Origin of the sequence: Pseudomonas sp. S8 (genome assembly GCF_050473925.1) — a bacterium.
In the GTDB taxonomy this organism is placed as follows: Bacteria; Pseudomonadota; Gammaproteobacteria; order Pseudomonadales; family Pseudomonadaceae; genus Aquipseudomonas; species Aquipseudomonas parakoreensis.
Genome location: NZ_JBFDVZ010000016.1, coordinates 1209494 through 1223099, shown reverse-complemented (window position 1 = coordinate 1223099; position 13606 = coordinate 1209494). Strand labels below are relative to the sequence as shown.

Sequence of the window (13606 nt, the reverse complement as noted above, 5' to 3'; positions counted from 1 at the left end):
TCGAATTCTGTACGGAGTGACATCATGAAAATCCGCACGTTGGGCAATGGCCTGAAAGTGTCCGCACTGGGCCTTGGTTGCATGAGCATGACGTCGGCCTACGGGCCGGCTGCCGACAAAACCAGCATGATCAAGCTGATTCGTTCGGCCCACGAGCAAGGCGTCACCTTGTTCGACACCGCTGAGGCGTATGGCCCGTTCGCCAATGAAGAACTGCTGGGCGAGGCCTTGCAGCCGATCCGCGAGCAAGTCGTCATTGCTACCAAATTCGGCTTCGATATCGACCTGATCACCGGCGCACGCGGCGGCGGCACCAACAGCCGCCCGGCGCATATCCGCGCCGTGGCCGAAGCGGCGTTGAAGCGTCTGCGCACCGATTGCATCGACCTGTTTTATCAGCACCGCGTTGATCCGCAGGTACCCATCGAAGACGTCGCCGGCACGGTCAAGGAGCTGATCGCCGAGGGCAAGGTCAAGCATTTTGGCCTGTCTGAGGCGGGTGTGGAGACCATACGCCGGGCTCACGCGGTGCAACCGGTCACGGCGGTACAGAGCGAATATTCGCTGTTCTGGCGCGGCCCGGAGCTGGAACTGCTGTCGGTGCTGGAAGAACTGGGGATCGGCTTCGTTCCATTCAGCCCGCTGGGCGCCGGTTTCCTCACCGGTCAGATCGACGAGCACACGCAGTTCGACGCGAGCGATTTCCGCAATGTCGTCCCGCGCTTTTCCCCTGAAGCGCGCAGGGCCAATCTGGCGCTGGTCGATGTGGTGAAAGCCGTCGCGCAACGCAAACACGCCACGCCGGCACAAGTGGCCCTGGCCTGGTTGCTCGCACAGAAACCGTGGATTGTGCCGATCCCGGGTACGACGAAACCGCATCGCCTGGAAGAAAACCTGGGCGCGGTCGAGTTGCCATTGAGCGCAGATGATCTGCGCGTGATCAACGAGCAGATGGCGCAGATTCAGGTGCACGGTGAACGCCTGCCGGAGTCGGCACTGAAAATGACTGGACTTTGAGTCTGCCCAACGCGGCACCGCGCGCGGCGCCGCTTTCATTGACTGACCGGAGTTGATCCGATGAACCGATTGATCGCGCCACTCGTGGCTTTCTCACTCATGACCGCAGAAGCCCAGGCTGCCAGTGAAATCCGCATTACCCCGAACGGTACCCAGCCCTCGATCAAGGGCGCGGCGCAAAACTTTACCGGCGCTGTGCGCGTTGATGGCTTGTTCAAAGGTGACGCGCCCGCGCGCATCGCCGGCGGCACGGTGACCTTCGAACCTGGCGCACGCACGGCGTGGCACACCCATCCGCTGGGGCAAACACTGATCGTCACCGCTGGCGTTGGCTATGTGCAGCAAGAGGGTGGCCCGCGTCAGGAAATCCGTCCGGGCGACACTGTCTGGATTCCGCCGAACACCCGGCACTGGCACGGCGCCACGGCCAACAGTGGCATGACCCACATCGCCATTGCTGAAGCCGAGGACGGCCAGACCGTCACCTGGGCCGAGCAAGTCTCGGAGGCGCAATACGCCGGCCAATGAAGTTACAGAATGTGTCGAAGTTGTTCGTTCGGACTCTTCCGGCAAACCATCATCTGACCTCCGGGCCCCGTAACAGCGGGGCCGAGTCAGGACTCCAGCGGTTATGGCAACGTTGACTCATGAGTTTTGCTCAGGAGTGCATGCGCCTTTTCGGGGTTAATCGCCACCACCATCCTCCGTACGATCCAGCAACACCGCAGTGACCTGCAATGGATGGAGCCTTTCATGATGACCACTGACGCACGCAAGTCCACCGCCCTCCCCGCACTCATGGCGCTTTGTCTGGGCGTTGCGGCGATCTTCAGCGTTACCACTCAAGCAGCCGAGGCAGCGCAAACCATGACCAACACACCCGCCAGCGCAACGACATTGTCGAGCCAACAACAAGCGATTCCACTGATCGCGGCTTTCATGGCGACCAGCGACATGCCTCACCTCAACGCGGCGCTCAACCAGGGACTCGATGCCGGCTTGACCATCAGCGAAACCCGCGAAGTTCTGGTGCAGCTCTACGCTTATGTCGGCTTCCCGCGCAGCCTCAACGCCTTGAACGAACTGATGACGGTGGTCCAGGCCCGCAAACAGCGCGGCGTCAATGATGCGCCGGGACGCGAGCCGGGCCGCGCTGTCTCGACCGGTGACGAACTGCTGGCCGCCGGCACCGCGAATCAAACCAGAATCTCCGGCGGCCCGGTCAAAGGCCCGGTGTTCGAGTTCGCTCCGGTGATCAACCGCTTCCTGCAAACGCACTTGTTCGGCGACATCTTCGAGCGCGACAACCTCGACTGGCAAAGCCGCGAACTGGCGACCGTCGGGGCGCTGGCAGCCACGCCGGGGGTGGAATCACAGCTGCGCTCGCACATGGCGGCGAGCCTGCGCGTCGGTCTCAGCGCGGCACAGTTGCGCCAAGTTACCGAGCTGCTGAAAAAACACGGCGATGCGCAGACAGCTGAACGTGCCGACACCGCGCTGACCCAAGCCCTCGCAGCTTCGGGGGCATGACATGAAAGCTGCAAAACATTTGCTGTGCCTCTCACTGTTGAGCCTGTTGGCGGCCTGCGCAAACCCTTCCGAAGGCCCGCTGCTGATCCAGAAGCAAGGCAGCTTCGCCGCTGGCGGAACGATGATCACGGCACCGGGCACTTTCAACCCGCGCCAACCGATGGCGCCCAACGGCCAGACTTACCACGGTGACCACGCCTACGCGTTCTATCAGATCCCGGTCGATGCGCGAAAACTGCCCATCTTCATGTGGCACGGCGCGGGTCAATTTTCCAAGACCTGGGAAACCACTGCCGATGGCCGCGAGGGTTTTCAGAACATTTTTCTTCGCCGTCACTACGGCGTTTATCTGATTGATCAGCCTCGGCGTGGCGATGCCGGACGCAGCATGGTCGAGACCACACTCAAGCCTGTGCCTGACGAACAACTGTGGTTCAACCAGTTCCGCATCGGCCTGTGGCCCAACTACTTCAAAGGCGTGCAAGTGGCACAGGACGCACAAACCCGCGAGCAGTTTTTCCGGGCGATGACGCCAAACACCGGGCCGTTCGACATGGGCGTGGTCTCCGATGGCGTGTCGGCGCTGTTCGACAAAATCGGCCCGGGGATTTTGTTCACCCATTCGCAAGGTGGCGGACCGGGCTGGTTGACGGCGATCAAGAACGCCAAGGTCAAAGCCATCGTGGCATTCGAACCGGGCAGCAGTTTCGTGTTTGCTGACGGTGAAGTACCGGCGCCGATCCCCAGCGCGTTCGACACGGTGCAAGGCGCAGCGGTGCCGCTGGAGCAATTCATGGCACTGACGCGCATTCCGATTCTGATCCTCTACGGCGACAACATCCCGGAACAGGCCGTCGACCTGCCCGCTCAGGACAGTTGGCGCGCACGCTTGAAGATGGCCCGGCTTTGGCGTGACGCGGTCAATCGACATGGCGGTGATGTGCGCCTGATCCACCTGCCGGAGATTGGCATCCACGGCAACACCCACTTCCCCATGTCGGATCTGAACAACGTGCAGATCGCTGACCTGGTCGCGCAATTCCTCAAAGAAAAACAGCTGGACTGACCCCAATATTTTTGCAACTGCCGCCCTAATTGATTGCTCAGGAGCCTCATGTGAAGAACACTCTCAAAGCCACGCTCATGTCGGCATTGGTCGGCCTCTCGGCGGGCGAGGCCTTGGCCGCCGATTACAAAAAGAACCCTTTCACCCTCGCCTACGACGGCGCGATCAGCAAGAACGAACCGGGCAAGGTCAATATCCACCCGGTCAGGTACACGCTCAATGGTCTGGACATCGCCGCCAACGTGTACACCCCGGCCAACTACGACGCGAAGAAGACTTACCCGACCGTGGTCGTTGCTCACCCCAATGGCGGCGTCAAAGAACAGGTTGCCGGTCTGTATGCCCAGCGTCTGGCGGAACAGGGTTACATCACCATCACGGCCGATGCGGCCTATCAGGGCGCCAGCGGTGGTCAGCCGCGCAGCATCGATAAACCGGCGTATCGCATCGAAGACATCCACGGCATGGCCGACTTTATCAGCCAGTTTGCCGGTGTCGATGACAAGCGTCTGGGCCTGCTTGGCATCTGCGGCGGTGGCGGCTATTCGTTGGCGGCGGCGCAAACCGATAAACGCTTCAAATCGCTGGCGACCGTAAGCATGTTCAACTCGGGCCGGGTACGCCGCAACGGCTACAACGACTCGCAAATCGACAGCATCCAGCAACGTTTGCAACAGGCATCAGCAGCCCGCGCACAGGAAGCGGCCGGTGGTGCGGTGCTGTATTCGGGCGATGCCAACCTCACCGATGAGCAGATAGCCAAACTGCCCTTCGAACTGTATCGCCAGGGCTACGAGTACTACTGGAAAACCCACGCACACCCCAACTCGACCTTCAAATACACCACCAGCAGTTTGCTGGATTTGATGCGTTTCGACGCCACCGACCACATCGATCTGATCAATCAACCCTTGCTGATGATCGCCGGCAGCAAGGCCGACAGCCTGTACATGACTCAGGATGCCTTCCCCAAAGCCACCGGCACCTCGGACAAGGAAGTGTTCATTGTCGATGGCGCGACGCACATCGAAACCTACTGGGTGCCGCAATATGTTGATGCGGCGATTGGCAAGCTGAGCGAATTTTACGCACGCACCCTGTGATGAGCGCCTTGAGAGTCGCGCATCCATGCGCAACCTGCTTTCATGGAATAATCCCGCGTCCCTCATGAGAGGCCCTCATCAATGTCCCGCGCCAACCTCAACGACCTGCAAGCCTTCGTGGTGATCGCCCGCGAAGGCAGTTTTACCCGCGCAGCCGCACAGCTGGGCGTCTCGCAGTCGGCGCTGAGCCACACCATGCGCGCCCTTGAAACTCGGCTGGGCGTGCGCCTGCTGACGCGAACCACGCGCAGCGTTTCGCCGACCGAGGCCGGCCAGCGCTTGTATCAGTCGATGGCGCCGCGCTTCGATGAGATCGAACTGGAACTGGCTGCGGTCAGTGAATTTCGCGACACCCCGGCCGGTAATGTGCGGATCTCGGCGTCCGAACATGCAGCCAACAATATCCTCTGGCCGAAGCTGTTGAAGGTGCTGCCCGACTACCCGGACATCAAGGTCGAAATCACGGTCGACTATGCCCTTTCCGACATCGTTGCACAGCGCTATGACGCCGGCGTGCGTCTGGGCGATCAGGTGGCGAAGGACATGATTGCCGTGCCGATCGGTCCGTCATTGCGCATCGCGGTAGTAGGCTCTCCCGAGTATTTCAAGCACCGACCGATCCCGCAGGCACCGAGCGATCTGGCTGCGCACAACTGCATCAATCTGCGCCTGCCCACCCACGGCAGCCTGATGCAATGGGATTTTGAAAAAGACGGTCACGAACTCAAGGCGCGCGTCGAGGGGCAATGGACGTTCAACAGCAGCATGCCGATCCTGCGTGCGGCGGAGGCAGGCTGCGGGCTGGCGTTTCTGCCGGAAGACATGGTCATCAGCCAGTTGGCCAACAGCACACTGGTGCGCGTACTTGAGGATTGGTGCCAACCGTTTGCCGGTTACCACCTTTACTACCCGAATCGTCGTGAACATTCGTCAGCGTTCGGGGTTGTGGTGGATGCGCTCGTTTATAAGGAATGACGCGTTAAATTGACTCAGATCATGATTCAACTCGATTGAGGAAAATAACCCACAACTTTCTTGATCCGCATTTTCTTTGTGCTAAAAGTATTGCCGCCAGTGGCTCCTTACAGGGATGAGTAAGGGTTTGCTCATCCGCAGCCATTGCCCACGGATGCATACTTTCAACAAGGAAGTCATATGAAAATAGTTGGGCTGTCCGGGATTCTCCCGTCACGCATTATCAGCAATCAAGACGTTATAAACCTGGTCGAGGAACACTCTAAAGATACGTTCCAGGAAGACTTGCCAAAAACCTTGAAGACCATCAGCAAGTTGCTTGAAAAAAGCGGCAGCGGCACGCGGCATTGGCTGGGCGCCGACGAAACGCCGATGGAACTGATGGAGACAGCATTCAACTCCGCGCTCGCCCAGGCCAATATCGACAAGGCCGATCTGGATCTGTTGATCTATCCGAACGTTACGCGAGGCTTCATCGAGCCGGCCAACAGCACTTTCATCGCCAAGGCGCTGGGGCTGAACTGCAGAAACTTCGATGTGGTGGACGCCTGCAACGGCTGGGTGACCGCCATGGATGTCATCAACAGTAAAATGCAGGCCGGCGAGATTCGCTACGCGGCGATCGTCAATATGGAATTTGGCATGTCTGCTGGCGGGCCGGTGATGCCCAAGAACTTCTCTTTACAGTCGTCGGCGGAACTGGCTTACAAGTTTCCGAGTTTTACCATTGGCGAAGCTGTCACGGTCACCATTCTCAGTCATGAAGCCCCCGGCAACTTCAAGTTCTCGTACATCAACCGGCCGGACTTGAGTGACTTGTCGACCATCTCCCTGCCGGACTGGAAACTGTTCTGCAATGAGGAAGATATTCCGCGTATTTCACCGACCGGCGGCCAGTATCAATTCAATTCCTACGCAGCAGCCTTGCATGAAGATGGTCGCAACGAAGCGATAAAAGTCTTCAACTTGCAAAACGTCTCTGCGGCGGATGTTCATAAAGTATTTATTCATACCGGTTCACCCAAGATGTGGGAGCACATTGGGCAACTGATCGGTATTGATCACAAGCTGCACCATGTCGGGCATAAAACCGGCAACATCATTACCGCGTCCATCCCCTACGGCATCTTCGATGCGATGAGTCGTGGCGAAGCCGAGACCGGGCAGTTTTGCATGGGCTGGGCGGGCAGCGGCGGGATGGTTTTCTCCGCGCTGTCGTTTACCTTGTAGGGCCTGATGCAACTTGCCGTCGTGAGGCGGCAAGTTGCTCGTCCATGATCAAAACGGTTGATTGTTAAGACACTCTCACTGCAGACGATTCGGGCAGGCGCGGTTTCACGAATGAATGACTACAGCAACTGCGCCAGTCAGCAGGCAAACACACGCCACGGCCGTCAGGCGCAATCGCATTGGCAGGTACCAGGCTTGCAGGCTCACAACCCGAACCAACTGCCGGTCTTGCCAGAAGTGCACGACAAATCCGATGATCAACAGCAAGCAACCCACTGGCACCGGCAGTAACGTGCTGAGCCAAGCGACAAGCGCCGGCATGACACTCCACATAAGCCGGTCGCGGCGCAGTTCGTCACTCATGTTTTGCACTGACATGGCGAACCCCCAGTGCAAGGCGCCGATGAAGCTGAGGATGACAGCGCCATAGTTGACCAGCGCTACCGCCCAAAACATTCGATATTCCAAAGATGTGAGGATGAGTAGCACAAGGCCAATAAACGGTAGTAAACCGCCATAGCCCAGCAGGCAGACATACCTTGGCGGCGAGAGCGAAGATGACAGGTTCATTTCAATTGCTTCCAGTGCCCGATACACAAGACTGTAGACCCAAAAGCTCCGACCTGATGCGCACGCCGCCGCGTATAAACGCCCTTCCTCTCCAGCAGTTCGGCATGAGTGTCAGTCTGTTACGCCCAGCCCTTCCCTGACTGTATCTGTGCGTCTGGCCACTTTGCTGCGAGTATTCCTGCACTCACCTGGCGCAGTGAATTTGATGGACCTTATTGCTGATTTCCCCGAGTTTTTCCTGCCACGCTGCACGCTGCGGCGAATTCATCGTCGTGATGTCGATGCGATTTTCGCCGGGCTGTCTCACCCGCAGGTGATTGCCCACTATGGCGTGTCTTACAACAGCCTCGAAGCGACGGACGAACAGATGCGCTGGTACGACGCGTTGCTGGAAGAACGCCGGGGTATCTGGTGGGGCATCGCACTGCCGGGGCGCGATGAATGGGTGGGCGCCTGTGGCTTCAATGATTGGTCTCATGCCGATCGCAGCCTGGATATCGGCTACTGGCTGATGCCGGACTACTGGGGGCGAGGTCTGATGCAGGCTTGCCTGCCCACCCTTCTGCGCTTCGCCTTGAGCAACCTCGGCGTGCACCGCATTCACGCCGACGTCGAGCCGGAAAACCCCGCCAGCGCCCGCCTGCTGGAGCGGCTCGGTTTCGTGTTTGAGGGAACCCTGCGGGAGTTGGAGTACAAGGACGAGCGCTTCCTCAGCCTGCACCAGTACAGCCTGCTGGCCACTGACCCGGCGGCGCGAGCGTTATTGGCGGACGAGACGCCGATCCTGCGGCCATGCCGTGGCGCGGATGCACCGGCGCTGAGTGCCCTGGCCCGGCGCAGCAAGGCCCACTGGGGTTATCCCGAAGCGTGGATGGAGGCCTGGGAACCGGCGCTGACGTTAACCCCGGCACAACTGACCGGCCATTACGCGGTGCTGGTCGCGGCGGATGGCCCGCCACTGGGATTCTATGGATTGGAGCGCGACGAGGATGGCTGGCAACTGGAGCATTGCTGGGTCGACCCGTCGGCCATGAACGGAGGCCACGGACGACGCCTGGTGGAGCATGCACTGGCTGTGGCACGCGGCCTGGGCGTGTCCACCCTGTCGGTGGAGTCCGATCCGTCGGCCCAAGCCTTCTACGAGCGACTCGGTGCCCGGCATGTGCGCAATGTATCGCGCCCGGTGTGTGGCGAGCCCCGGCAACTGCCGGTACTTGAATGGTGGCTTGGTGAGTAACACTTTGTGAGAGGACAGCGGATTTATTGGCTGCTGGCGAGCTGCTTTTGGCCTATGACAGTTGTTTGTGGGTGGCAGCTATCGGCTGCGGATTCAACCGGTCGACTGATTACGGGCCCAAGGCAGTCAGTCAATAATGGATAATGGCAGAAACCGGCCCCAAGAAAACTTTAGCTGCTTAGATATCAACGCAGATTGGTCTCTGCAATGGACTGTAAATTTATGATTACTACGGTGGACCAATATGATTGCTCAAACTATTTCGTCGTCGTGCATGGCATTGACGCTCAAACCTATGAACGGATGGCTGTTCACTTTGAATGTCGTCGCGGCGGTGTGCGACCGACGGACCAAAGCAGGTTTATCTCTATCCCAGTAACAGTTGACACTCTAGGTAGCACTCTTGCTTGGGTCAAAACCGAGTTGAACGGGCGCCATTACGAGCTGCATTTGATTGTGTCCGTCGCGACAAACTTGTCTTGGGGCGAGGTTCTCATCCCCCCGCAAATAGCTTTGCTCGCTGGCCAGGCTGAAGCCGCGATTAAGATTGCGTTCCAACTCAAGCGAACTTGATCCGATGGCAGGCAGTGCCTGCTTTGTAGATCCGTCTTTCCCAAACGGCTGCTTTTGGCCGACCTATCCCAGTTGTTGCCTGTTAGCGAAGGGCTGCAATCGAATAAAAGCTGGCGTTGGCACTGCACAGCTCGCCGCCATTGCCAAGTCACTTAATCCAGGAATGGCCGCTATTTTTTCAGATAAACGCAGTCTCGATAAACGCTTCCAGCGCCTTTTCTTCGAGTATCTCGATAGAGAAATGCCCGAAGCGCTTTGGTAGCCAGATAATGCGTGCGCCGGCCGGGGATTGCAGATTCGCGCGAGGCAATGGCGCTCCATTTTCGTCTTGAGGCTGAACACCCGCGTCCATCAGCTCGTCATAGGCTTTTTCGATATCTTTCGTTGAGTAGCAGTGGCGGTAAATCATGCCTTCACCTGAAGAATCCAAAAGTTCTTTCAGATTGCCTGCCAACGGTTGCACCAGCATGAAACGTTCTTGACCTATCAGTGCAATCGCGTAGCGAACATGCAGACCGCCCCGCTCCCAGACAAGCGTTTTGGAAATCCTGGCGTTTAGTATGTGTGCGTAGTAAGCACAGGCTTCCTCGAGATTATTGACCAGTACATCTACATGACTGAACTTCAGATCCATTACATAGCCCCTGTCCAAAAGCCCCCAATCGTAATAGTCAGCCACCCGCCGGCGGACGCTATCTGATCTACCGCCCTGAATGTTGACATATTCGAATCGATCTTTTTCCCGGCTGATGCGCGGTTCGGTCGGATAGCTGAGAGATTCGTAGAAAATTCCAATACGACCTCATGGTATTCACATGTCGATATCAGACACGATCGTGGCGCAATCAGGCTACTGAATCAGCGACAAGGCCGGCTAAGGTGCCGTGTCTTCGTATCAAACGACCCCGCTCGGATCATGGGGTTGATAAGAACTGCGGCGGTTGGACGGGCTTCTTTCGGGAGTTTCAGCAGGCAACGATGGTGCTCGATCGGGTGCCCGTTCAATTCGCTTAAATGTCGATCAGCAGAGAATAAAAATACCGATGATCAGCCCGAACTCCATGGATTCGAGTAGCCAATTGGCGCAGGGCTTCAAGCCTCGTCACGTCACAATGCTGTCCATCGCCGGGATTATCGGCGCCGGTTTGTTTGTCGGTTCAGGACACGCCATTGCCGCAGCGGGGCCGGCGGTGCTGCTCGCCTATCTGTTTTCCGGTTTGCTCGTCGTGCTGGTCATGCGCATGCTCGGCGAGATGGCGGTGGCCAATCCGGACACCGGCTCGTTCTCCACCTATGCCGACCAGGCCATCGGCCGCTGGGCCGGTTTTACCATCGGCTGGTTGTACTGGTGGTTCTGGGTGCTGGTCATTCCTATCGAAGCGCTGGCAGCCGGGCATGTGTTGAACCAATGGTTTCCGCAGGTCGATGCGTGGCTGTTCGCGTTGGGATCGATCATTGCGCTGGTGGTGACCAACCTGTTCAGCGTGTCCAAATACGGTGAGTTCGAGTTCTGGTTCGCCATGGCCAAAGTGGTGGCGATCATCGGCTTCATCGGTGTCGGTTTTGCCGTGTTGATGGGCTGGGTTCCCGACCGTGAAGTCAGCGGGCTGAGCAGTCTGATGGCCACGCACGGCGGTTTTGCGCCCAACGGTTTGTCGGCGGTGGTCGGCGCTTTCATCACGATCATGTTCAGCTTCATCGGCACTGAAGCGGTGACCATTGCCGCCGCCGAATCGAATAACCCGGCGCAGAACATTGCCAAGGCCACCCGCTCGGTGATCTGGCGCATCGGCGTGTTCTACCTGCTGTCGATCTTCGTGGTCATCTCCGTGGTGCCCTGGAATGATCCGTTGCTGGCCTCGGTGGGCTCGTATCAGCGCGCCCTGGAAATCATGAACATTCCAAATGCCAAGTTCATGGTCGACGTCGTCGTCCTGATCGCCGTGGCCAGTTGCATGAACTCCTCGATCTACATTGCCTCGCGCATGTTGTACTCGCTGGGTCGTAGAGGCGATGCACCAAAAGCGCTGAAGGAGACTTCCGCGGCAGGCGTGCCGCGGGCCGCCGTGATCGCCAGCACCGTGCTGGGCGCATCGATCACCGTATGGAGCTACTTCATGCCCGCCGGACTGTTCGAGTTTCTATTGGCCAGCTCCGGGGCGATTGCCTTGCTGGTGTACCTGGCGATTGCGGTGTCGCAGCTGCGCATGCGGCGGATATTGCAACAGCGCAAGGTCGAGCTGACCTTCCGCATGTGGCTGTTTCCCTGGCTGACGTGGCTGGTGATCGGCTTCATCTGTGCGGCGCTGGCGGTCATGATGATTACTCCGCAGCACCGCACCGAAGTCACCACCACCATTGGCCTGGCGCTGGCGATTTCGTTTATCGGCTTGATGACGTCGCGTCACCCTGCCCCGGCAACGCGAGCAACGTCGGTGGGTCAGGCCTGATCCACCGCCTCGATCACGCCTTTGTCCTCACCCAGGAAGCCGCCGCTCTGATGTGCCCACAGCCGTGCATACACGCCGTTTTTCTCCAGCAATTCGGCGTGGGTGCCCTGCTCGATGATGCGTCCGTCATCCATGACAATCAGCCGGTCCATCGCCGCAATCGTCGACAGTCGATGGGCGATCGCGATCACGGTCTTGCCCTGCATCATGTCGTCGAGGCTTTCCTGAATCGCCACTTCAACCTCCGAGTCCAGCGCACTGGTGGCTTCGTCCAATAGCAGAATCGGCGCGTTCTTCAGCATCACCCGGGCAATCGCCACCCGTTGGCGCTGGCCACCGGACAGCTTGATCCCGCGCTCGCCCACCAGAGTGTCGTAACCGGTATGACCTTGGCGATCGCTCAACTGGCTGATGAATTCGTCAGCCTGGGCGTTGGCCGCCGCGCGGCGGATCTGCGCGTCGGTGGCATCGGGCCGGCCGTAGGCAATGTTGTCGCGAATCGAGCGGTGCAGCAGCGAAGTGTCCTGCGTAACCATGCCAATGGCACTGCGCAGGCTGTCTTGAGTCACGTGCGCAATGTTCTGGCCATCGATCCGAATCTCGCCACTGTCGACATCGTAGAAACGCAGCAGCAAGTTGATCAGCGTCGATTTGCCGGCACCGGAGCGGCCCACCAGACCGATCTTCTCCCCGGGACGGATGCTCAGACTCAGGCCATCGAGCACCTGACGCTCGCCACCGTAATTGAATTTCACCTTGTCGAACGTCACTGCGCCGCCCGAGGTCACCAGCACGCCGGCATCCGGCGCGTCCTGCACCTTAGTGCCCTGGGTCAGGGTCGCCATGCCGTCCTGAACGGTGCCGATGCTTTCGAACAGCGAGGTCATCTGCCACATGATCCAGTTCGACATGCCATTGATCCGCAACGCCATGGCGGTGATCGCCGCCACCGCGCCGGCGCCGACATCGCCCTGGTGCCACAGCCACAGGGCATAGCCGCCCGCTGACATGATCAATGCCACCACCAGGGCCTGATTGACGATCTCGAACAGGCTGACCAGACGCATCTGGCGAAAGCCGGTCTGTTTGAAATCCTCCATCGCCGCCCGTGCAAAGTGCGCTTCGCGGTTGGAGTGGGAGAACAGTTTCACCGTGGTGATGTTGGTGTACGCGTCGGCAATACGCCCGGTCATCATCGAGCGCGCATTGGCCTGCTCCTGGCCGACCTTGCCCAGGCGCGGCACGAAGTACCCCATGGCCAGACCGAACAACACGACCCACGCGAGAAACGGCAGCATCAGCTTCAGCGCAAAACCGCCGGCCAAGGCGATGATCGCGATGAAGTACACGCCGATCCCGGGCAGGATCTCGATCATGGTGAACAGCACGTCGCGCACGGCAAGCGCTGTCTGCATCACCTTGGTCGTGACCCGTCCGGAAAACTCATCGGAGAAAAACGAAAGGCTTTGCCGCAGCATCAGCCGATGGAAATCCCAGCGCAGGCGCAGCGGCAGGTTAATTGCCAGAATCTGGTGCTGAACCATGGTACGCAACGCCACCAGCCCGACACTGAGCACCATGACGATGCCCATGCCCCACAACACGCGACGCTCCTGTGCAGCCGCTTCCCCGCCCGCCTGCCAGGTCGAGAGCAGATCGACGACCTGGCCGAGGAAGGAAAACAGCCACGCTTCATAAACCGACACGGCGGCGCTGAGCAACGCCAGCGCGAGGACGTAGCCGCGCGCCCCCCGAGTGCAGGCCCAGAGAAACCTGGCCAGACCGCTGGGCGGCGGTGGCAACTCGTCAGGCGGGAATGGATCGAGTCTTCGTTCAAACACACGAAGCATGGTGT

The 13606-nt window shown here is 59.1% G+C and carries 12 protein-coding genes; 9 read left to right on the top strand and 3 right to left on the bottom strand.

Annotated features, from left to right (window positions below):
* Positions 1 to 24: 24 nt before the first annotated feature.
* The 7 genes from AB1J88_RS06760 (at position 25) to AB1J88_RS06730 (ending at position 6921) form a co-directional block, all read left to right on the top strand.
* Entirely contained in the window at positions 25 to 1017 is a 993-nt protein-coding gene (locus tag AB1J88_RS06760; protein ID WP_430290580.1) for an aldo/keto reductase, read from the top strand.
* Between the two features lie 60 nt (positions 1018 to 1077).
* On the top strand, positions 1078 to 1545 hold the full coding sequence (locus AB1J88_RS06755; RefSeq protein ID WP_315437731.1) for a (R)-mandelonitrile lyase: 468 nt from the start codon (positions 1078 to 1080) through the stop codon (positions 1543 to 1545).
* 225 nt (positions 1546 to 1770) lie between these two features.
* The gene (locus tag AB1J88_RS06750) at positions 1771 to 2547 is read left to right on the top strand and encodes a carboxymuconolactone decarboxylase family protein (RefSeq protein ID WP_430290579.1); all 777 of its coding nucleotides are present in this window, start codon (positions 1771 to 1773) and stop codon (positions 2545 to 2547) included.
* A 121-nt stretch (positions 2548 to 2668) separates the two neighbouring features.
* Positions 2669 to 3613 carry an alpha/beta hydrolase gene (locus AB1J88_RS06745; RefSeq protein WP_430292670.1) on the top strand — a complete coding sequence of 315 codons (945 nt, stop codon included), beginning with the start codon at positions 2669 to 2671 and terminating at the stop codon, positions 3611 to 3613.
* 50 nt (positions 3614 to 3663) lie between these two features.
* Positions 3664 to 4716: an alpha/beta hydrolase gene (locus AB1J88_RS06740; protein WP_430290578.1), complete on the top strand. Its 1053-nt coding sequence runs from the start codon at positions 3664 to 3666 to the stop codon at positions 4714 to 4716.
* Positions 4717 to 4797: 81 nt separating this feature from the next.
* Positions 4798 to 5691, top strand: a complete 894-nt coding sequence (locus tag AB1J88_RS06735) for a LysR family transcriptional regulator (RefSeq protein WP_430290577.1) — start codon at positions 4798 to 4800, stop codon at positions 5689 to 5691.
* 180 nt (positions 5692 to 5871) lie between these two features.
* On the top strand, positions 5872 to 6921 hold the full coding sequence (locus tag AB1J88_RS06730; RefSeq protein ID WP_047294472.1) for a 3-oxoacyl-[acyl-carrier-protein] synthase III C-terminal domain-containing protein: 1050 nt from the start codon (positions 5872 to 5874) through the stop codon (positions 6919 to 6921).
* 105 nt (positions 6922 to 7026) lie between these two features.
* On the opposite strand, the gene AB1J88_RS06725 is transcribed toward AB1J88_RS06730, so the two are convergent.
* On the bottom strand, positions 7027 to 7491 hold the full coding sequence (locus tag AB1J88_RS06725) for a DUF3429 domain-containing protein (RefSeq protein WP_041064004.1): 465 nt from the start codon (positions 7489 to 7491) through the stop codon (positions 7027 to 7029).
* A 205-nt stretch (positions 7492 to 7696) separates the two neighbouring features.
* Between AB1J88_RS06725 and AB1J88_RS06720 the strand changes: the two genes are divergently transcribed.
* On the top strand, positions 7697 to 8728 hold the full coding sequence (locus AB1J88_RS06720; RefSeq protein WP_430290576.1) for a GNAT family N-acetyltransferase: 1032 nt from the start codon (positions 7697 to 7699) through the stop codon (positions 8726 to 8728).
* Between the two features lie 751 nt (positions 8729 to 9479).
* Here AB1J88_RS06720 and AB1J88_RS06715 read toward each other — a convergent pair.
* Positions 9480 to 9935, bottom strand: coding sequence for a VOC family protein (locus tag AB1J88_RS06715; RefSeq protein ID WP_108182736.1), 456 nt, complete (start codon positions 9933 to 9935; stop codon positions 9480 to 9482).
* Between the two features lie 409 nt (positions 9936 to 10344).
* Between AB1J88_RS06715 and gabP the strand changes: the two genes are divergently transcribed.
* Positions 10345 to 11751 (top strand): GABA permease, encoded by a 1407-nt coding sequence (gabP, locus tag AB1J88_RS06710; protein ID WP_430290574.1) that lies wholly within the window; start codon positions 10345 to 10347, stop codon positions 11749 to 11751.
* Here gabP and AB1J88_RS06705 read toward each other — a convergent pair.
* Positions 11742 to 13601, bottom strand: coding sequence for an ABC transporter ATP-binding protein (locus AB1J88_RS06705; protein ID WP_430290573.1), 1860 nt, complete (start codon positions 13599 to 13601; stop codon positions 11742 to 11744). The two genes, gabP and AB1J88_RS06705, sit on opposite strands and share 10 nt — an antisense overlap.
* Positions 13602 to 13606 lie beyond the last annotated feature (5 nt).